The sequence below is a fragment of the Vibrio sp. JCM 18905 genome (assembly GCF_055393305.1).
In genome coordinates, this window is sequence record NZ_AP043878.1 from 1,354,158 (window position 1) to 1,374,736 (window position 20,579).

Genomic DNA, 20,579 nt, shown 5'->3' on the forward strand with positions numbered 1-20,579 from the left:
AGATAAGCATGTCAAATCGAGTACCAACCAACATACTGACCGGATTTTTGGGTGTCGGTAAAACGACCACGATTTTAAATCTACTGAAGAACAAACCGGAAAACGAAAGCTGGGCGGTTTTGGTCAATGAATTTGGTGAGATTGGCATCGACGGTGCATTGATGACCGACCAAGGTGCGCTGATTAAAGAAGTGCCGGGTGGCTGTATGTGTTGCACGGCGGGTGTGCCGATGTCGGTCGGTATTACCGCGTTACTGCGCCAAAAACCGGACCGTTTATTGATTGAGCCGACAGGCCTTGGTCATCCAAAACAGGTTATCGCGACGCTTACCTCAGAACAGTATGAACCTTACGTTGATCTAAAAGCGACGATCGCTCTGGTTGATCCGCGTAACTTAAGTGATGAAAAGTACCTTTCTAACCAAAGTTTCGTGGACCAGTTAGACAGTGCAGATGTGGTTATAGGTAGTAAGGTTGACCTTTGTACCAGTCACGACATTGATGTGTTTAATGACTGGGTGACGGACCAATCTCCCTCAAAAGTATTCAGTAAGCTTATTCATGATGGTGAGTTACCGATAGAAGTATTGGATATCGAACGGGTTTACGGCAGCGCTTCTTCCCATATCGAGTCACATCATCATGACCATGCTCACCAAGAGCCTCAATTCCAGTTGCCGCCAGGTGAAGCCTTTGTGCGCAAAGAGAACAAAGGGCAAGGGTATTTTAGCTGCGGGTGGTTGTTTGGGGCAGAGTACACGTTTGATTTTGATAAACTTTTCTCAATGCTTTCGGACTTAACGGCGGAACGCGTTAAAGCGGTGGTCAACACGGATCAGGGGTGCTACGCGTTTAATGTTGCCAACCGAGTCGTGTCGGTGAATGAAATCAGCTTAGAAGGGTTTGAATCACGATTAGAAGTGATAGATTCTCAGCTGTTGCCATGGGATGAACTTGAGCAAATTCTCCTTCAGCTGTCTGGCATTAAGCGTTAAATCGAACAAATATTAAACGGAAACGGTGAGCCTGCAATCTGTCTGCGTTCGCCGTTTTTGCTTTTGTAGCGTTTCAATGAGAAAAGTGAGATAAATCACTCAAATTCGGGTATAGTGCACGGCTAAATTTTTAAAGCTATTTTTAGTGGTTTGTTTAAGGAATACGCTCAATGTCATTTTCATCTCAAGGTTTTGCGCCAGAAGTGGTTAAAGCACTGGCAGAATGCGGTTATGAAAAGTTAACGCCAATTCAACAGAAGGCGATTCCAATGGCTCGCAAAGGCCATGATATTTTCGCTACAGCACAAACAGGTACTGGTAAAACGGCTGCGTTTTCTCTGCCTATGATTCAGCAGTTGTTAGACAGTAACCGTAGCGCTTCTCGTAAGACTGCTCGTGCACTTATCTTGGCTCCAACTCGCGAGCTTGCTGAACAAATTGCTGACAACATCAAAGCTTATACGAAGTACACCAATCTGTCGGTGGCGGCGATTTTCGGTGGCCGTAAAATGTCTTCTCAGGTTGCGGCACTGGAAAATGGTGTTGATATCCTTGTGGCTACACCTGGTCGATTGGAAGAACACATCGAACAAGGTAATGTCTCGGTGGCACACTTAGAGTTTTTGGTGTTTGATGAAGCAGACCGTATCTTGGATATGGGCTTTATTCATGCAGTTCGTAAGATCATGCTGGATGTGGATACAGACCCACAAATCATGATGTTTTCGGCAACGACTTCAAGCCAGCTAAACCTGTTAGCGAAAGACATTCTGCGTAAACCAAAACGTATCGAAGTAGAGCGTGCAAATACTACGGCACAAACAGTTGCTCACGTGCTATATCCAGTTGATCAAGAGCGAAAAACGGAACTGCTTTCAGAGCTAATTGGTCGCAAAAACTGGAAACAAGTGTTGGTATTTGTGAACTACAAAGAGACCGCAAACGAAGTGGTAAAAGAGCTGAAACTTGATAGTATCAAAGCGGTGGTTTGTCATGGTGACCGTGCTCAAAGCGCTCGTCGTCGTGCGCTAGAAGAGTTCAAGTTTGGCAAAGCACGTGTCATGGTGGCTACCGATGTCGCTGCTCGAGGTCTAGATATTGAAGACTTACCTCACGTTGTGAACTATGACATGCCTTTCCTAGCGGAAGATTACGTTCACCGAATTGGCCGTACGGGTCGTGCAGGTAAACAAGGCCATGCCGTTTCATTTGTAAACCGAGATGAAGAGCTCACGGTGGTTCAGGTTGAAAATCTAATCCAGCAACGCATTCGCCGTATTGAGCTTGCAGGCTATGAACCAAAGCAGCGTGAGTCTTACATTGAAAAGCTGCACTCAAAACCAGCATTTAAGAATCGTCAAGGTCGTCGTAATAATCCGAACCAGTCGGCAACAGACCAAGGGTCGGCAGAGCGTCGTCTTGCTATGGTGAAGCGCCTGAAAGCGCGTCGTGGCACAAAGTAAATTACATCAGTTTGTGATGAAAAGAGCCCCTCAATTGAGGGGCTCTTTTTGTTTGCCGTTTCGCGTTAATTTAGGCCAAGCATATTGGGTTCACCACGATAAATAATGCGATCGTTTCCTCGGTGAATACCAAACGTAATAATGACGGGTGGGTTTTCCTCTTCACTTGTAGAGCTATCCCAGTCGTATTTTAGCCAAGGGATGCGATTGCCTGAGCTGTCTAAATCTAGGTGGAATTGTATTTGCTCGCGCGCTGAGTCAATTTGGCTTGCAACGATATCGGTCATCCTGCCAATACTCATCGTTCCAACGCCAGAAAGCAGGGCGTTGTTTGCTGGCGCATGCGACCAAATTGGCGTGCTGAAGTAATATTCACCATTCGCCGTTGTTGAGCTGTCATCGAAGTTAGTCGTAAATCGGCCGTCTTGCCAAATTTCCACATCAAGTGGCACTTTGATCACCATGCCTTGGTTGCCACCCACATCTTGAAAGTTCAAACGACCGAATCGAATATCTGGTTGTTGTGTGAGCACTTCGCTGTTATCAAAGAAGTTTACCTCATCAACGGCTTTAGTCGTGACTATACCTATTTTGCTGCTGTCACTGTTAGTCCCATTATTAAATGGACCATCAGGGTATTGTTTATCTGTCGTGTTCTTTTTCCAACATGGGCTATTGTTACAAGTCGCATTGGTCGAGGGCTTCTCGATAACAAACGTTCCAACACTCGCGCTACCCAGTAGTTTCCAGTCTACCTTCTTAGGCTTAGGCGGCAAAAACCGTTCGGAGTATGAGCTTAGCTCGCCTAAGTCGAAATGTTGTTGAAGGTTAGATGAAAAGTGGACGTAGTTCTTCACGTTTTCCTTATTCGCATTGAGTGCGACAACATCGTAAGTGACTTTCTCAAAAGGTTGATTCATGTAAGCAAAAGTTTGGCCATGTGGGTAGTGCCATTCTTGGTCTTGCACTTGAAAATATTTTGGGTAAAAACGACCGACGTAACGATAGCCTTCGTTCACAGTCATACCTAGATATTTACTTGCTAAGTTTGCTTTTACTCTCAAGCTCCCGACTTCTTCCCAATATAATCCATTAAAGACGAATTGATCATTCTTGGCTGAATTATGCGCCTGAGCCAGTGAGTCACTACTTTTTAGCAATTTCGAGGTTTGGTTCGCTGTCTCTGATGGCGTATGTTGCTCACTCGACAAGACAACCGATGCTGCTGGAGCGCCATCAAGCATAAAATTACGGGTGATAGAGGCATCACAATAACGTGCTGATTCAACAGGACCACTTACAGAGCCGTCAGTTTGCCAAATGATCGGCTTCACTGTTAGAGAGAAAAGTTCTCCAGCAGCAAGAAACCCTTCTCCTTGTTCAGAGGTACCAGAAGGCAAAGCACGTTGGTTCTCACAAATAGCGAGTGTCCATGGTCGCGAGTACACATTAAATGTCCCTTTCACTTCCACTTTGCCTTCTTCTGGGCACTCTTCAAATCCCTCACACTCAAAATGATCGGACAATGTCACTTCAAATATGCCGGACTCATTCGTGATAAGACCATGTTCAGACAAGCCGTCTTTAAATTCCGCTGAATAGCTAAAGTTTCCTTCACTTCCTCCTAATGGTTGAACCAATGGATGAAAAACCTTAGGAGTACCATTGTAGTTGCTTGCGACTACAGGTTCGCCGGTGGAAGCACAAGCAAGCAATCGCGTATGCACGTTTTCTGGTTTACCTGCAATAACGCGTATTTCATTTAAAGTTGCGCTTTTCGTCTTAGAGTAGGCCTCAAACATAAATGGCGTAAACATAAAGCTAACCGTTTGATGCTTGCTGGTGTCTTCTGCCATAGTGAAAGTCAGCGTGTAGTTAGTATCTAACGCGATGGTATCGATATCGTTCGGGACCACTCGAACAACGAGCTCACCATTGTCGTCAGACATAAATTGGTTTGCTTTTAATATCTGCTGACCTTTGACCATCTCTAAAGTGAACAAGTCAGGGTGTGATAGGACAGCACTGACTTCTGCGCTTACAACTTCTCCATTATTGGTTGTTGTTGCTGTAAATTGCGGAAGATCGTCGCCGCACATCAGTGCCATATCGTCCGATGGTGTGACGCTTAGGTCGAAGTCGTTCTCTGATGGTGGTTGCATGCTGCAATTCGGAACATCTTGAGGGGTGATCGGACAGATCTGAGAAGAGTAGTGACAATCAGTGTCGCCCAATCCACAGTATTGCGTGTATTTGTTGTCTTGTACTTTCGTTTGTGCACTTCCTGGCGTTTGTTGGATTTCACCACAAACTTGACTTGGCTGATTTGGAGCGTTGTTGAAGTTCAATGTTTGGAAGTATTTAATTGCTGTAGTAGAGCCATAGAACGAACCGTTCAATGCGGCAGATGCTCCTTTAGTCTCAGTAGTGCCGTAGATCTCCATGTCATCAATAAGCAGAGAACTGTGCGCCACAATGTCACCGACGACGAAATGTCGTTGGAAAGGGTTCTTCGTCTTGAGATGCAATTGATGGCCTTTTGATTCAATGGTGCCACAAACGTTAGCGTTGAATATATCGGTCGTACTGTGAGTCAAAATGTCACCAATAATGGTGTTGTACTCACCATCAATATGAAGGGCCTCACCTGTTAGCTCTATATCCCCATCGATGAGAACGTTATTCAGCTTTGTTGGGTAAGCCGATAGAAGATCACCATAGATAACCGTGTGCTTGTTTTGGTAATCGTCAATGCTTGAAGCTTTCTCATTGTTAACCGTTAATCCGGTAGCGAGTGCGTGTAGAGATATACGCTTATTGGGTTCACCAATCGTATTGTTCCCCTCTAACACAATGCCATGAGCTGCTTCTAGCGTTATCTCTTTTTCCGGTAATGAGGAGACAATTTTGTCACCTGCGGGTAGGACTAGTTTCCCTGTACAGTGATAAGTCGTACCATCACTTCCGATACTAAAACTCTTGTGTGAGCAAAGTTGACCTAACTCAGATAGATCTTTGACGTCATAAGTGGTGGCGTGTGAGGCTAGCGGTAAAACAAGAACCGCAGCGAAAATACTGCAAAGACGCATCATCAAATGTCCTAAAAAAGTGGAATAAGATGGCATCAAGCGAGCGTGAGCAAGTGCTCACAGAAGTTGAAATGTCGGCGGTGTTTTTGGTTTTTAATCCGCTTACTTATTGAACTTTGGCTATTTTTATTTCGTATGTCATACCAAAGCATAGTGGCGTTATTAGAACGTAGGTATGAGATAAGTTCAATAGCTAAGTGTGACATGAGTCGCTTTATTCATGTAACTATTTGTTGGTAAAAGATAATAATTAACCATGTTGGTTCAGAATCAGTAGCTTGAGCGTCCTGATTCTGAACCGAACTTAATCCTAGGCTGCGTGAACAATGAGTGGAGCCATTTGATATAACTCTTCTAGTATGGCTTTCGTTTGTCTCGAATAGACCAGACGATCGCGATCGCCTACGAGTTGAATGGCTCTGACTTTACCTGCAACCAGGCATTGCCTAATGGTGCGTAGAACCATTTGGATATCAATTTCTGAGGTACCATCAAGGCTGTTTTTGGTTTTTAAGGAGCCAAGGTCGATACTGAGGATTATTTGGTCGCAATGGTCGAGGTAATTGCCGATCAACTGCTTTACATTATTGCGATGACGAAAAGAAAACTCTTTATCGGTTACCCAGTCACAACCTTGATCCTCCGCGTATTCCCACGTTTCTTGCTTTGTATCTTGTTCGCTAACACCAGCAAAAAATAATCGCACGTTTTGATAGCGAGAAAGAGCAAAATGGAATGCAGAGCCTAAACGTGGTTCAAGTGTCGGCTTCAAGTTCATGTCATGTCCAATATTTACCACACCCACTTCTTCTCGATAAGACACGACCACAGGTAACATGGACAAGATTGCCTCGGTACAGTTAGTTACTAAAACAGGAATTGAGTGGCGAGAAAGCGAAAGGCTTAACGCTTCCTGAAACTCGCCATTTTCCAGCTTGTCGTGGTTGAAGTGACCAAAGTTTTCAGCGGTTTCATGATCATGCTGTTGGTATAGCCAATCACTAGCATTTTCCAAACTTTGATCAGCTAATTCAAACGCGCCCTTAGACATGGGTGGCAAATACTCACACACTGTCATAAAAGAAAAAGGGTAATGCTGCGGCTGTTTCACGGTGTGGTGGAGTTTATAGCGTTTGAAAAAGCTTAACATGATGAATTACCTTTCTGGTGGTAGTGCCCTTGCCGCTTGCAACACATGCAAAATAATGCGCTGCTTATCCTTTTCGACTCGGTGGGCCGGAGCCATCACCGAGACCGCGCCGATCAGTTTGCTTCCTTTCATCACTGGTGCACTGATGCCAGAAACACCCGGGTCAATTTCTGAAGTACTGACGGCATATCCGTGTTTACGGATGGTTGTGAGCTCTTGTTCCCATTCGTCTCGTCGGTGATCTTGATTAAAGTATCTCAAGATTTTCTCGCATCGACTTTGAGGCATAAAAGCGAGCATCACTTTAGATGAGGCACCACGTAGCAGAGGTTGACTTTGACCCTGGACGAAGCTGCAACGCAGCGCCTGCATACTTTCTTTTTGTCTGACACAAAGCGCGCGATACCCTGCAGGTACCATATAAGCGGCCATTTCCCCTGTTTGTTGGACCAACCGAGCCAGTATGGTTTCGACCATATCTAACCCATGCTGTGCGGTCTCATAGCTATGCATGAGCAGCAATGCTGCCGGGCCAACGACAAATGTCTTGTCGTGTACGCTTTCTTCAATCAAGTTCCACTCTTTGAGTAGCTTCAAGTGTCGGTAGAGACTGCTCAAAGGAACGTTCAATTGCTCGCTTAGCGTTTTCGCAGAGACTGGGAATGGACTAACTGCAACTTGCATTAACAACTGCAGTGCTTTTTCGTTTACCTGGTTCGCATTAGCTTTGTTTGTCGTCATGAGAGTGTTGTAACGTGTTATATGAATTACGACAAATATAATTCTTAATCACTGAGAAAAGAAAAATAATTTTAATGGGTAATTCTCGTAGAGTGAGAATTTGACGACTGAGGGCTTACCTCGGTACCGATAGGCTCAAAAATGATGTCGTATTGACGTCTCAGGTTTGAGTCGTTTGATGCTAAATTGGAACAGGAGGGATTAAGGCATTGTTTAGTTTGCGGTATTACCAAGTGTTTCGCATACTGAGTTAATCTAAATAAATAATATTATAAACGAGAGTTGCTAGTGGGTATCAGATTCCAGATACCATCTCAGTAAATCGGTTTTATAAAAGGTTACTTTTATATGCTGAATAAGGCGCTTTTTAAAAAAGCCATCATTTTTTTGTTGCCCATTCCTTTGATTGTTGGCGAAGTCTTGTATTTAGCTCGTGAAAGCGTGCAAAACAACCTCAACCATCTATTAGAAAAAAACGTTCAAATCGCAGACGAAATTTTATTCCAAATAGAGACCGAAAACCGCACGGCTTTGTTGCATCCTAGACGATGTGAAGAGCTTCAGCAAAACTTGATGTTTGAACGAGATATCGAAGAAATGCTGATTGTAAAAGATGGGATCATTACGTGTTCTTCTAAACTGGGCGTAATTTCTAAGCCGTTAGCCGAGCACATTACATTTCCTGAGGGACAAGCGTTAGCACTGGGAAACGTGGATAGCGTATATGACCAATTTTTGCTCGTCGTGACCGAAGGAGAGCGAGGTTATCAAGCGGTGACGATTATTGATCATGACTACTTTAATGCGAAGATAGGATTTAATAACGATTTACGCTTAAAACGCTCTGCCTTATTTATTCATGACCAAGTTGCACCTGAAGAAGCGTTGAGAACGGGAAGTAATCCTATTGGCATCAAATCGTCGCAAATGTTTGAGTATGAAGCTTTGAGTGAAGCTAGCGATCTGTTCGTCAAACAGAGAACACTTTCCTATTTTTTGTATTCAATTCCAATAATTTTTGTTATCTATCTTTGCTTATATGCGTTAAATAAATTTATCGATCCTCATCGAAGCTTGGTTCTGGATTTAAAGAAAGCCATAAAGAAAGGCGAGTTGACTCTGTATTACCAGCCCCAGATTAACGTTGATACTGGTCAACTATTTGGTTTTGAAGCCCTAGTGCGATGGGAACATCAGAATAAAGGGTTCATTTCTCCTGATGAGTTTGTACCAGCGGCGGAGCAAAGTGGATTGGTCTTTTTGCTCACGGATTACGTTCTCGATAAAGCGGCAGAAGACTTTAGTAAATTAGACTTTAATCAGTCTGTTCACCTTGGTATTAATGTGCCGCCCGGTTACTTAGTTGGGCCAAACGCGATTAGAAAGATTCAACTCATTGATAGGAAGTTAAGTCGAAATAACGTCTCATTAGGCATAGAGATAACAGAACGTCAACTCATTGATGCTGAAGCCAGAAAGTGCATCGCAGCGCTGCGAGTACATGGCATTGATGTGTTGATCGACGATTTTGGTACCGGTCAAACCTCGCTGGCGTTTCTGCAGCACATGCGTATTGATTACCTAAAAATCGATAAATGTTTTGTCGAAACTATTGGTATACCTAGCCTTAGTGCTTCTGTTTTAAAAGCTATTGTTCACTTTGCGGAAGAGCTAAAAGTACAACTCATCGCTGAAGGTGTAGAAACAACGGCGCAAGCCGACCATTTGAAAAAGATGGGAGTGCGATATCATCAAGGATATTTTTACTCCAAGCCTTTACCTTATGATCAACTTGCTCAGCGAAGTCATTATGATTGGTAAACGTTAGCCCGATAACATTGGTCATTGTCATCAAAAACAAACTCTAACTCATTCTTGATGCTATCCAAGCGGTCTTCTTGGTAATGAGATACATACAATAGCTGGCTTAAATTCTCTCGGGCGATGAGCTCAAGTGTATTCTTAACTAAACGCCTGCCAAGAAAATCCAACCCTTGATATGGCTCGTCCAAAATCAGTAATGTTGGTTGTTTAACGATGGCTCTTGCAATCAACAACAGGCGCTGTTGACCATACTCTAATTGCTTGAATGAGGTTTTTCGGTATTGGCTCATATGTAGGATGTCGAGCCATTCGTTTGCGATGTCCACTTCTTTACGAGTGGGTTGGTTATACAACCCTATGGAGTCGTAAAAACCGGACAAAATCACGTCTAGCGCACTGCAGTTAACGCGGTATTGAAGGTGTAACGCTGAAGATACCATACCTATGTGCTGCTTAATTTCCCAGATTGTCTCGCCAGACCCTCGCTTTTTACCAAAGATATCAATGTCATTGCTGTAGCACTGAGGATGATCACCAAAGATTAACCCAAGCAAGGTGCTCTTCCCACAGCCATTTGGGCCTTTGATCTGCCAATGCTGACCTTTGTCTATTCGCCAGTTTAAGTCAGTAAAGATCTTCTTATCAGTGTATTCAACAGACCCATTTGTTAGTTTAAATATTGGGTTGTCGAAGTGTGTCGAGTGCTGATGCTGACGTATCAAGTTCATCATTTCTTCACTCTGTTGCTCGGACTGAGATTTAATTTGTTCAATGATTGGATGATTATCCCAACTGGATTTATCCATCGTACTGTCCAGCTTTCCTGCACTGAAAAGCGCAACGCGATCAATCCACTCAGGCATATCAGACTCGCGAGAAAACGTGACCAGTAGCTGTACGGTTTGAGAAAGCGAGTGTAAATAGTGAGCGAGAGCTGCTCGATGGGCGATATCTAAACCAGTAAATGGGTTATCTAGCAGTAACAAATCAGGCTGTGTTGCTAAAGCGCGAGCTAGCATCACTCGTCTTGTTTCTCCTGTAGAGAGAACACGAAAGCCACTGTGTTTAAGGTGAGTTAGGTCGAGATCGGTAATCAGCTGATCTATTAAATTAGCGTCTTGGCTGCGCTCCTGAATGAGTGAGTAAACGGTACTGCCTTGATCGATACGATCAAGAAAGTCTGTATCGTCCTTTTCTAATTCCCTTTCCAGTAATCGCTGTTGCTCTGATAACGACACTTGAGCAACGGACAACCCATCAAGCTCAAGTTTCCCGCTTATTGGTGAAAGTTCACCACAAATAAGGTCTCCAAGTAGAGAACCAATATCCCCATCCGCGCTGAATATTCCCCAAGAGTGCTGAGTGTCTATTTTCCAATCGTCAATAAATAGGTGAGCCGTGTTCCCTTGAGCGGCAAGCTGACTAAAACGAATAGTCATATGTTTGTCTTCCTTGTTTTCGTTGTAATCGTTTATTTATAACAATTTACGAACTCAGTAAGGAAGCGCTTTTGTGTATTAATTTTAATCAATGCACCATCTTGTGAGCACTCAAGGGTAGTGCTATTTGAGAGTGAAACCGCCACTACGCTTGCAGGTAATAAATTGACCTATCAGTAATTTCATTGAATTTTACAATGAGCTTATCATTATGCGCACAAATGTTATGCTGCTACACTCATACTTGCCGTTTATTTAATTAATCAATGTAAGGACACATGTTTATGAGTGAAACGGAATATGATTACCCTTCGAGTTACAGCCTAGTTTCTATCACCGATACGTCCAGCTATATCAAATATGCCAGTGAAAACTTTAATGAAGTCGCGGGGTTTGGTGATGGTGAACTTATCGGTAAGCCTCACAATGTTGTACGCCACCCCGACATGCCGAAACAGGCTTTTAAAGATTTATGGACGCACCTAAAAGCCGGAAAACACTGGATGGGAATGGTGAAAAACCGACGTAAAAACGGAGGGTATTATTGGGTTGATGCGTTTGCTTCTCCTATCAAATCCAATGGTGAAGTTGTTGAATACCAATCGGTTCGATTTAAACCTGAGCGTATACACGTTCAACGAGCGGAAAAAGCGTATTCAAAGCTTCGGAATAACGGTAAACCATTGCAAATGTATCTTCCTCGTACGCGTTTGTGGATAAGATCAGCCTTCTTTCTTTTCATTTCAAACCTTCTTGGCTTGCTAACTCTACAAATGAACCAATCACCAGCGGTGGCCTTTGGCATTGCTGCATTACTTTCCGTTTTCTCAATTTATGTATTAACAAGGCCAGTTGAAAAGCTTGCTAGACAGGCTAGGCAAGACTTCAACAATCCACTAATGGAGTATATTTATTGCGGAAAAATTAACGATCTGGCTGAAATTGAACTGGGTATGAAGATGCGTAAGCAATTTGCAGATGCGCTATTAGGGCGAGTCGGGGTGTCTGTAAAAGACTCTTGCGAAGAAACGCGTGCAAGTGCCAACAGTGCTGCGACTAATAGCCAGCAAGTAACGGAAAACTTGAGTGCACAGAAAGTAGAGATCGACTCGGTCGCTACAGCGGTCAACGAGATGCAAGCCTCATCATCTGAGATATCAAATAATGCTCAAGCGACGGCCGATGCTACGCTAGAAGCGCAGAACACGATGACAGATAGCCGTAGCGTTATCGATAATGTTAACCACTCGGTACTAGAGCTGGTGGATGAGCTCGGCGAAATCTCTAAAGTGGTCATGCGTTTGAACCAACAAACCGAGCAAATAGGAACCGTTGTTGAAGTGATCAATGATATTGCTGAACAAACCAACTTATTAGCGTTGAATGCAGCAATTGAAGCGGCGAGGGCAGGCGAGCAAGGGAGAGGCTTTGCGGTCGTTGCGGATGAAGTGAGAACCCTTGCTAAAAGAACACAGGAATCGACAACAGAAATTAAAGCGGCCATTGAAGGAATTCAAAAGGGCAGTAAATCAGCGGTTTCTGCGCTAGAGAAAGGCAATGAAATGTCGACTGGAACGGTAACATTATTAGGCACGGCTTTAGATAGCATCCAACAGCTGCAATCTCTCGTTCAGGATGTAGTCGAGCGAAATCAACAAATTGCGGTAGCGATAGAAGAACAGGTTTACGTAACGGATGAGATTAACGAAAACATCCAGTCGCTTAACTTAAAGTACAGTGAATCGTATGATCTGATGACAGAAACGAATCAGATGAACTCTAAAGTGCAAAGTTGTACCAATGACCTATCCGAAATGATTAAGAAGTTTGCTTAAACACTAGAAAATAGAAATAAAGAGCCCGCTAATTTTTAGCGGGCTCTTTATTGGAATGTGGTGAAGCTCTGGGGCCGTATACGACTAGGGGTTCGAACCTCCGTCATTTTACAAGCGCTAAAACGACGAAAGCTCGCAATAAATGCGAGCTTTCTAAATAAGTGGCGGAGAGATAGGGATTTGAACCCTAGATACGCTATTAACGTATGCCGGTTTTCAAGACCGGTGCTTTCAACCACTCAGCCATCTCTCCGTTTCGGACGTATAATAGGGAGCATAGTCCGACTTGTAAAGTGCTGAATTATAATAGAAGTACTGTTTGCTCGTTTTATAGTCGCTGATGTAATGTTAAACAGTTTGAAAATGGGGTAAAAAAGAGACAAATAGTAGCAATTTATAGAGTTTTTACTTTATCTTGGCGCAAGTCAATAAAATGGTGTTTTATTGTTATCTTTATGATATTTAAGAAATAACTTGCTTTTAGGGTACAGGTGTTCGCCCGAAAGTATTTGCAAGACTTTGTGAACTAATTCAAAATTAACTGGTATAGCCAGTTGTGCTTAAATTTTTTAAGGGTGTTTATGAAGGTCACAAATCTATTTAAAGACAAAGTTGATGCGATTTCTGCTCATCAATCCGAGTTTATGAATTGGATGTCTCCAACGTTACGCGATTATTGGAGTGACTTTTTGGGAAAAGCTCAGAATAGCTTTCTTTTCTCAAAAGTTCGTGATCACCAACAGCCAGCTGTTAACGAAGAGGTTGCGCCTCAACCTGCACCAATCGTAATGGCACCTGAGGCTCAAAAGCTGTATGACGAGTTAAGTGAAAAAATTGGTGAAGTGATTCACACTGGTGACTGGGTGCATGTATCTCAAGAACGTATCAATCAATTTGGTGCGGTAACGGAAGACATGCAGTGGATTCACACAGATCCAGAACGTGCGTCAGTTGAATCTCCATTTAAGACAACCATCGCTCATGGCTTTTTAACATTAGCATTGTTGCCTAAATTGACTGACTCAGTGGACCCTGATAAGCCAATGTTCCCAACAGCCAAAATGGTCGTTAACTTAGGCTTAAACCAAGTTCGTTTCCCTTACCCTGTTAAAGCAGGAAACAACGTTCGTGCTGTCAGCAAGTTAACAAAAGTAACGCCGATCAAAAAAGGTTTGGAGATTGAGCGTGAAATTAAAGTGGAAATCGAAGGTATTCGTCGACCTGGTGCTGTTGTCGTTTCTGTTATTCAACTGCATTTCTAATTCCAGAGCCAGATAGAAAACATATAAAAAGAGAGCATTAATATGCTCTCTTTTTGGTTTTATTGATTAAAGCTTTTTACTGGAGTGTAACCGTAATCAGCAATCGCTTTTTGTCCTTGTTCTGAGCGAAGGAAGGTGACGAACCCTTTACCTGGTTCGCTAATCTTATTGACTTTGTAGAGTACTAGGAATGGCCGCGCCAATTTATACTTGTGATTGCTAATGTTTGCCGAAGTTGGGTCAATACCATCTAATTGAATCGCTTTTATTGAGCGATCTACTGATCCCACAGAAATAAACCCAATTGCACGAGTATTATGGTTCACGATGGTTTTTACCATGCTGTTGCTATTTACAACCAAGTTGTTCGGGCTGATATCTGAGACGAGGCGATCATTTACGATTTTGGTTAGTCCTAGCAGACTTTCAAAACTGTAGCGTGAGCCTGAAGACGCCTCTCTAGTGACAACAGCGATAGGTTGATCTGCACCACCAACCTCTTTCCAATTCTTGATTTTACCTTTGTAGATATCAAACAGTTGTTGTTGAGAAAGGTTTTTTACAGAGTTTGTACGGTTTACAACAACAGCTAGGCCATCATAAGCGATAGGATATACGTTGAGATCTTCACCTTTTTCGCTTTCTGTCAGATAGCGAGAGCTCATCCCAATCTCGGCTACGCCTTTATTAACCATTGTAATACCCGCACTAGAACCAATACCTTGAACTGCAATGTAATCGTCCGGGTGTGTTTTGTTGTATTCCTCTGCAAGTACATCCATTACGCGAGCAACCGAGGTTGACCCAGAGATATTAATTTCTTTTGCAATGGCGGGGAGGGAGACTGCTATGGCCAATAACGTCGCCACAGTAAAACGTAACATATTAAACTCCATATACGGTATAAAGCAGCGTTTATGATATTGCGTTCAGGTTACACTTTTGTGAACTGTCAGGTCTAAACAAGGGAATTCTTTCTAACCAAGAGGTGATGTAGGTAGCGTTTCCAAGCAAAGTGAGATGGTAATCTGAGTAAATGAGAATATAGCCACCTTTTGTTTGAGGTAGGCAGATAATCACCATCGATGGTGGTGTAAAGGTTATATACTAGGATCGACAGCTCTAACTATCATCCATCGGGAGAACGTTGATGTCAGTGTCCCAAATGGCGACAAGTCGTTTATACAAATCAGTTCAATCGCTCTGCTCTGCGCGTAATGCTAACCTGCCTGTCGAGCAGGGTAAGTGCCTATATGAGCCAGTGGAGAATGGTGTCGAGCTTCATAGAGCGCATTTTCTTCTTGATTCACAGCACAGCGAATATACCTCTCCCGTCGCGAAGATCGTGTTTGATGAGGGCAATCAGCTTTGGTATTTCTACGTCCCAACGTACCGCAACGAATTATTAAGGTGGATACCTTATAAGCCACTTCCATACAGCCAAACGCTTGAAGAACTACTCACCGAATTGGAAAGCGATCCTCAAGCGTGTTTTTGGGAATAGGGAACGCTCCAATTCTAACAGCTGTCAATGTCACCATGATTTATGCTTTGGATTTAACGACTTGGTTTCTAAAGTCTTTCGGTGTCATGTTGTAAACCGATTTAAATGCTGTACTGAAATGCGCTGCACTTTTAAATCCGGATTCAAACGCTATTTCTGTTATAGATTTTTCTGACATGCGCAGCTGGGTCGCGGCGAAGTTGATCCGCTTCACTTTTAATATCTGTGAAAATGAAAGATCCTCTGCGGCGAGGCGGCGTTTTAAGGTCGCGATAGACATGCTCATATGAGCCGCTAAGCCTTCCAGAGTGATATCTTTCTCGATATTGTTCTCAATATACTTGATGGCCTTTTGAGAGTCGCTTAGGCTGCTTGCATCATCTATGATTGATAGGATGTTTGGCTCTACCTCCACCATTAACGACAGCAGTGCCATTGCGATATGACCTTGTGTGTAGTCTGGAGCATTGCGACTCGCTAAGTTGACCAATGTGTCTTTTAGTTGTGCTACTTCGCTGCTGGCTTGCGCTGAAAAAGGATAGAAGCGCCTTTCTTCTGTCTTGGAGCGTAGCATTGGATGCGCTTTTTTAAAGTCACAGAATAGATTTGGGTTGAAGACTAGAGCCAGTGCTTTAAAGCCTTTTTCACTAGGGATGGCTTCTGCGCTGCTCAAATCAGCAGAGTTGTAGAGAGTAAAATCTCCTGCTTTAAGTTCAAACTGTTCACCATTTGGTTGATGAACTAATAGGGCACCTTCTTCAACAACATATAAGCCATTATGTGTTGCGGTGTAACGCTCACTTTTGCGCGCAGTGAAGTGATTAAAGCGAATGATCTCAATGTTCGGCATATTCGTTCTTATCATTTTTACATAACAAATAAAAAAGGCGCTCAATAGAGCGCCTTTTAACTTCATTCGGTATTATTCACTTACAGTCTGTTCTGCTTGTGCTGCTGGTTGTTCAGCAAATACCTGGGTTGGCTTTGCAACTAAACTGCGGTTCTCTTGGTTTACGTCCGCAAGGACAATTTCCAATGTATCACCAAGTTTGTATACGACCTCTTTATCGATAGAGATGGTACCGTTGTCGCCATTGCACTCAATTCTTTCTTTATTATCAAGAATTAGTGCACCAGGAATAAAGGCTGCTGCGCCATTTTCGAGAAGTCGGACACGTGCACCAGCACGATTAATATCGAAAATCTCACCTGTGAAACAAGTTTTCTTGTTCGGCTCATCAGCAAGCGTACGTGCATATAACCAATCTGAGACATTTCGCTCAGCAATTTTATGATGTTTACGGTGCAGAGCTAGTTCTTCACCGACTTGATCATCAGGTTTTTGCACTGGCTCTTTGCCTAGGATGACGGCCTTCAACATGCGGTGGTTGATCATATCGCCGTACTTACGAATTGGTGATGTCCAAGTCGCATAGATATCCAGCCCCATAGCGTAATGAGGAAGAGGCTGATTACCTACTTCACTGTAGGCTTGGAACTTACGAATACGATTATCAAGGTAAGAGGTTTCTTGCGCAGCCAACCAGCGACGCAATGCAGCAAAGCCTTCTAGAGTGGTAATTGACTCCGCTGTGAATTCCAGTGCACCTTCTGGATTGACAAGTTGAACCACTTCTTCAATCTTCTCAGTCTTAATGCCAGCGTGAGTATTGAAAACACCTGTTTCAAATTTATCGCGCAGTGTACGACCAGCACAGATGTTTGCGGTAATCATTGACTCTTCAACCAAGCGATTTGCACTGCGGCGCATATCTGCATGGATAGCAACCACATCGTTGTCTTCACTCAGCTCAAAACGGTAGTCAGGACGGTCTGGGAAGACCACTGCGTTTTTCTCACGCCATTCTGCGCGAGCAAGGGAAAAGTCGTAAAGGTCACGAACGATTGTCGCGATCTCTTCAGATGGTTGCCATGCTTCTGAGCTGCCGTTTTCTAGCCAATCAGACACGTGATCGTATGCTAAGCGTGCGTGTGATTTGATGTTTGCTGCAAAGAACTTGATATCGTCGCCAATTACGCCGTCTTTATTTACGGTTACGGTACAGCAAATAGCAGGGCGGATTTCGCCTTCAATCAGAGAGCATAGGTTGTCTGCTAGATCGCGAGGCAGCATTGGAATATTGCGGCCCGGAAGATAAATAGTATAGCCACGCTCACGTGCTACTTTATCCATTTCATCTTCTGGTGTGATGTAGGCGGTTGGATCTGCGATAGCGATTGTCAGTTCGAAATCGCCAGATTCGGTTTTCTTCGCGTACAGCGCATCGTCCATATCTTTGGTTGATTCACCATCGATAGTCACGAAAGGAACGTGTGTCATGTCTACGCGTTCTAGATCGGCGTCGTCTTTTAGTTCCCAGTTCTCGATGCCTGCTGGCTCAGAGTTTGGTAGATCGTTTTGAGCAAGCGTTACCCACCAAGGTGCAATTTTGTCGTTCGCGTCTGTGATTTTTTCAGAAATTTCCACGAAGAAAGAGTTATCGCCTTTTAGAGGGTGGCGAATAAGATGTGCGACAACCCAATCTCCCTCAGCGAACTCGTCAGGTTTTAGACCTTTCTTTAGTTTCGCTTTAAGAGAAAGCTTTTTAAGCTGTGGGTGATCAGGTGCTACGTTTAGCTTGCCTTTGAACATTTTGACTCGACCAATAAAGCGAGTCACGGCTTGTTCTAACAGCTCTTGTGGCTCTGCAACTTCGCGTTCATTTTCTGTGCGGATAATGGCGACGACTTTGTCACCGTGCATGCACTTTTTCATGTACGCAGGTGGGATGAAGAAGCTAGTCTTGCTGTCCACTTCCAAAAAGCCAAAGCCTTTATCTGTGGCTTTTATTGAGCCTTCTTTTTTCGGCAGGTTTTCTTGGATTTGCTGCTTAAGCTGAGCGAGTAGTGGGTTATCTTGAAACATCTTTTCTTAAATTACCTATGGAGTTGGGCACACTATAATCATTGCGAGCTATTATTACTACCTGTGGAGCGCAATTTCGCCGTGAATTTTGCTGATCGAATTGCAGGAAATCGGCTTAAATATTGATGAAAAACTCATCTGCGAGCTGCGCAAATCTACGGGGAATGGTGGGGTTGGTGGAAAAATATGCTAAAAATGCCATTATTGAGAATAAATTGTGATGTAATTCAATTTTTTCTGGCTTTTTTTATGCTTTTAAGGAATAATCCGCCTCCCTTAGTCGTCCCTAATGGCTTATCGCGGTTGTGTACTGTGCTGTGTTCCTGTCTGAATGGAATCAGTAACTGGATGAATCAGTATCGAATTGGAAGAGCATATGGGACTGTTTTTTTGTTTAATTAAGTAGGATCCCAATGCAAGATTCTGTTATTCAATTCAGCGATTTATCTCTGAATGATTCTATCCTTTCTGCTCTAGACGGAATGGGTTTCGTGTCACCAACTCCAATTCAGGCTGCGGCAATCCCACACCTGTTGGAAGGTGCTGACGCGCTGGGTAAAGCTCAAACAGGTACAGGTAAAACGGCAGCGTTCTCTCTGCCTCTTCTAAATAAGATCGATCTCAACCAACGTAAACCACAAGCTATCGTTCTTGCGCCAACGCGTGAGTTAGCGATCCAGGTTGCGGCTGAAATGAAAAACCTTGGTAAGAACATCAAGGGTCTTAAAGTTTTAGAGATTTACGGTGGTGCTTCTATCGTAGATCAGATGCGTGCTCTTAAGAGCGGTGCACAAGTTATCGTTGGTACTCCAGGTCGTGTTCAAGACCTTATCAACCGTGAACGTCTACACCTAGATGAAGTAAACACGTTTGTACTAGACGAAGCTGACGAAATGCTAAACATGGGTTTCGTTGATGACGTTACTGCGATCATGGAACACGCACCAGAGTCTGCTCAACGCGTTCTATTCTCTGCAACAATGCCTCCGATGCTTAAGAAAATCGTTGAGCGTTTCCTACGTGAGCCTGTAATGGTTGACGTTGCTGGTAAGAACCACACTGTAGACAAAGTTCAACAGCAGTTCTGGGTAGTGAAAGGTGTAGAGAAAGATGAAGCGATGTCTCGTCTTCTTGAAACGGAAGAAACTGACGCGTCAATCGTCTTCGTACGTACTCGTCAAGACACTGAGCGTCTAGCTGATTGGCTATCTGCACGTGGCTTTAAAGCGGCAGCTCTGCACGGTGACATTCCTCAGTCTCTACGTGAGCGTACTGTTGATCACATCAAACAAGGTGTTATCGACATCCTAGTTGCAACTGACGTTGTAGCTCGTGGTCTTGACGTTCCACGTATTACGCACGTATTCAACTACGACATCCCATTTGATGTTGAGTCATACATCCACCGCATCGGTCGTACTGGCCGTGCTGGACGTAAAGGTAAAGCGATCCTTCTTGTTCGCACTAACCAAATCCGTATGCTTCGCACCATCGAGCGCGTAACTAAGTCATCTATGGAAGAGATTCAACTTCCTCTACGTGACCAAGTTGCTGAAGCTCGTCTAGCTAAACTAGGTGCTGAGCTTGAAGCAGAGAAAGAGCACAAAGCACTAGACAAATTTGCTGAGCTGGTAGAGAAACTACAAACTTCTCTAGACATCGACCCAGCAACGCTTGCTGCTATGCTTCTTAAGCGCCAGCAAGGTAAACGTCCTCTGTTCTACATTGGCGAAGACCCAATGGTTGAAGCGATTGAGCGTGATAAGCAACGTCGTAAAGAGCGCCGTGAAGGTGGTCGTGACGGCGGTCGTAACTTCAACAACCAAGATTGGGATACTTACCAGCTTCAAGTTGGTCGCGAGCAAGGTGTTCAAGTTAAAGACATCGTTGGTGCTCTAGCGAACGAACTAGGTCTAGGTAAAGGCTCTATCGGTGCGATCAAGCTAGCACAAGGCCACACATTCGTTCAGCTACCAAAAGCAATGACTTCTGAAGCTGCGGGCAAGCTAAGCAAACTACGCATCCGTCAACAAGATGTTGGTGCTGTAGTATGTGACTTCGATGACTTCCGAGAGTCTCGTGGTGGTCGCCGTGACGGTGGTCGTCGCGATGGCGGTCGTCGTGATGGCGGCGGTTACCGTGGCAACCGCGAAGGCGGCAACCGTGGTGGTGATCGTCGTGAAGGCGGTCGTCGCGAAGGTGGCTTCCGTGGTAACCGTGACGGCAACCGCGATGGTAACCGTGAAGGTGGCGAACGTCGCTTCGATCGTAACCGTGGTGGTGATCACCGTGGTAACCACCGTGGTGAGCGTGGTCACGGCCGTGGTCGTCGCACTCAAGAAGCATAATCA

Annotated in this window: 14 protein-coding genes and 1 tRNA gene; 7 read left to right on the plus strand and 8 right to left on the minus strand. The window is 44.0% G+C overall.

The annotated features are described in order from the left end of the window. Positions 1-8: 8 nt before the first annotated feature. The gene (locus ACZ5ZC_RS05980; RefSeq protein ID WP_464931491.1) at positions 9-995 is read left to right on the plus strand and encodes a CobW family GTP-binding protein; all 987 of its coding nucleotides are present in this window, start codon (positions 9-11) and stop codon (positions 993-995) included. A gap of 170 nt (positions 996-1,165) precedes the next feature. Further along, positions 1,166-2,458, plus strand: a complete 1,293-nt coding sequence (locus ACZ5ZC_RS05985; RefSeq protein ID WP_054868273.1) for a DEAD/DEAH box helicase — start codon at positions 1,166-1,168, stop codon at positions 2,456-2,458. A gap of 65 nt (positions 2,459-2,523) precedes the next feature. Here the strand turns inward: ACZ5ZC_RS05985 and ACZ5ZC_RS05990 are convergent, their stop codons facing one another. The 3 genes from ACZ5ZC_RS05990 to ACZ5ZC_RS06000 all read right to left on the minus strand — a co-directional run bounded on the left by ACZ5ZC_RS05990 (position 2,524) and on the right by ACZ5ZC_RS06000 (position 7,438). Next, entirely contained in the window at positions 2,524-5,550 is a 3,027-nt protein-coding gene (locus tag ACZ5ZC_RS05990; RefSeq protein ID WP_464931492.1) for a DUF6701 domain-containing protein, read from the minus strand. 307 nt (positions 5,551-5,857) lie between these two features. Next, complete coding sequence (locus ACZ5ZC_RS05995) at positions 5,858-6,697, minus strand: arginase family protein (protein ID WP_054868275.1); 840 nt, start codon at positions 6,695-6,697, stop codon at positions 5,858-5,860. A 6-nt stretch (positions 6,698-6,703) separates the two neighbouring features. Continuing rightward, positions 6,704-7,438, minus strand: a complete 735-nt coding sequence (locus tag ACZ5ZC_RS06000) for an IclR family transcriptional regulator (protein ID WP_005391048.1) — start codon at positions 7,436-7,438, stop codon at positions 6,704-6,706. A 348-nt stretch (positions 7,439-7,786) separates the two neighbouring features. On the opposite strand from ACZ5ZC_RS06000, the gene ACZ5ZC_RS06005 reads away from it, so the two are divergent. Continuing rightward, positions 7,787-9,259: an EAL domain-containing protein gene (locus tag ACZ5ZC_RS06005; RefSeq protein WP_047009316.1), complete on the plus strand. Its 1,473-nt coding sequence runs from the start codon at positions 7,787-7,789 to the stop codon at positions 9,257-9,259. On the opposite strand, the gene modF is transcribed toward ACZ5ZC_RS06005, so the two are convergent. Further along, positions 9,247-10,701, minus strand: coding sequence for a molybdate ABC transporter ATP-binding protein ModF (gene modF, locus ACZ5ZC_RS06010; RefSeq protein WP_464931493.1), 1,455 nt, complete (start codon positions 10,699-10,701; stop codon positions 9,247-9,249). The genes ACZ5ZC_RS06005 and modF overlap by 13 nt on opposite strands. A gap of 284 nt (positions 10,702-10,985) precedes the next feature. Here modF and ACZ5ZC_RS06015 point away from each other — a divergent pair, with 284 nt between their 5' ends. Continuing rightward, positions 10,986-12,536, plus strand: coding sequence for a methyl-accepting chemotaxis protein (locus ACZ5ZC_RS06015; RefSeq protein WP_464931494.1), 1,551 nt, complete (start codon positions 10,986-10,988; stop codon positions 12,534-12,536). A gap of 162 nt (positions 12,537-12,698) precedes the next feature. On the opposite strand, the gene ACZ5ZC_RS06020 is transcribed toward ACZ5ZC_RS06015, so the two are convergent. Then, positions 12,699-12,789, minus strand: a tRNA-Ser gene (locus tag ACZ5ZC_RS06020). A gap of 328 nt (positions 12,790-13,117) precedes the next feature. Between ACZ5ZC_RS06020 and ACZ5ZC_RS06025 the strand changes: the two genes are divergently transcribed. Next, positions 13,118-13,798, plus strand: coding sequence for a MaoC family dehydratase (locus tag ACZ5ZC_RS06025; protein ID WP_054868278.1), 681 nt, complete (start codon positions 13,118-13,120; stop codon positions 13,796-13,798). Between the two features lie 59 nt (positions 13,799-13,857). On the opposite strand, the gene ACZ5ZC_RS06030 is transcribed toward ACZ5ZC_RS06025, so the two are convergent. After that, on the minus strand, positions 13,858-14,682 hold the full coding sequence (locus ACZ5ZC_RS06030) for a phosphate ABC transporter substrate-binding protein (RefSeq protein WP_005391035.1): 825 nt from the start codon (positions 14,680-14,682) through the stop codon (positions 13,858-13,860). Positions 14,683-14,948: 266 nt separating this feature from the next. Here ACZ5ZC_RS06030 and ACZ5ZC_RS06035 point away from each other — a divergent pair, with 266 nt between their 5' ends. Continuing rightward, positions 14,949-15,302: a DUF3024 domain-containing protein gene (locus ACZ5ZC_RS06035; protein WP_012842479.1), complete on the plus strand. Its 354-nt coding sequence runs from the start codon at positions 14,949-14,951 to the stop codon at positions 15,300-15,302. Between the two features lie 40 nt (positions 15,303-15,342). Here ACZ5ZC_RS06035 and ACZ5ZC_RS06040 read toward each other — a convergent pair whose 3' ends face one another. Beyond that, a complete protein-coding gene (locus ACZ5ZC_RS06040) occupies positions 15,343-16,152 on the minus strand; it encodes an AraC family transcriptional regulator (RefSeq protein ID WP_012842480.1) in 810 nt (269 codons plus the stop codon). A gap of 72 nt (positions 16,153-16,224) precedes the next feature. After that, complete coding sequence (gene rnb, locus ACZ5ZC_RS06045) at positions 16,225-18,228, minus strand: exoribonuclease II (RefSeq protein ID WP_012842481.1); 2,004 nt, start codon at positions 18,226-18,228, stop codon at positions 16,225-16,227. A gap of 413 nt (positions 18,229-18,641) precedes the next feature. On the opposite strand from rnb, the gene ACZ5ZC_RS06050 reads away from it, so the two are divergent. Then, complete coding sequence (locus ACZ5ZC_RS06050; protein ID WP_012842482.1) at positions 18,642-20,576, plus strand: DEAD/DEAH box helicase; 1,935 nt, start codon at positions 18,642-18,644, stop codon at positions 20,574-20,576. The last annotated feature ends 3 nt before the right edge of the window (positions 20,577-20,579 follow it).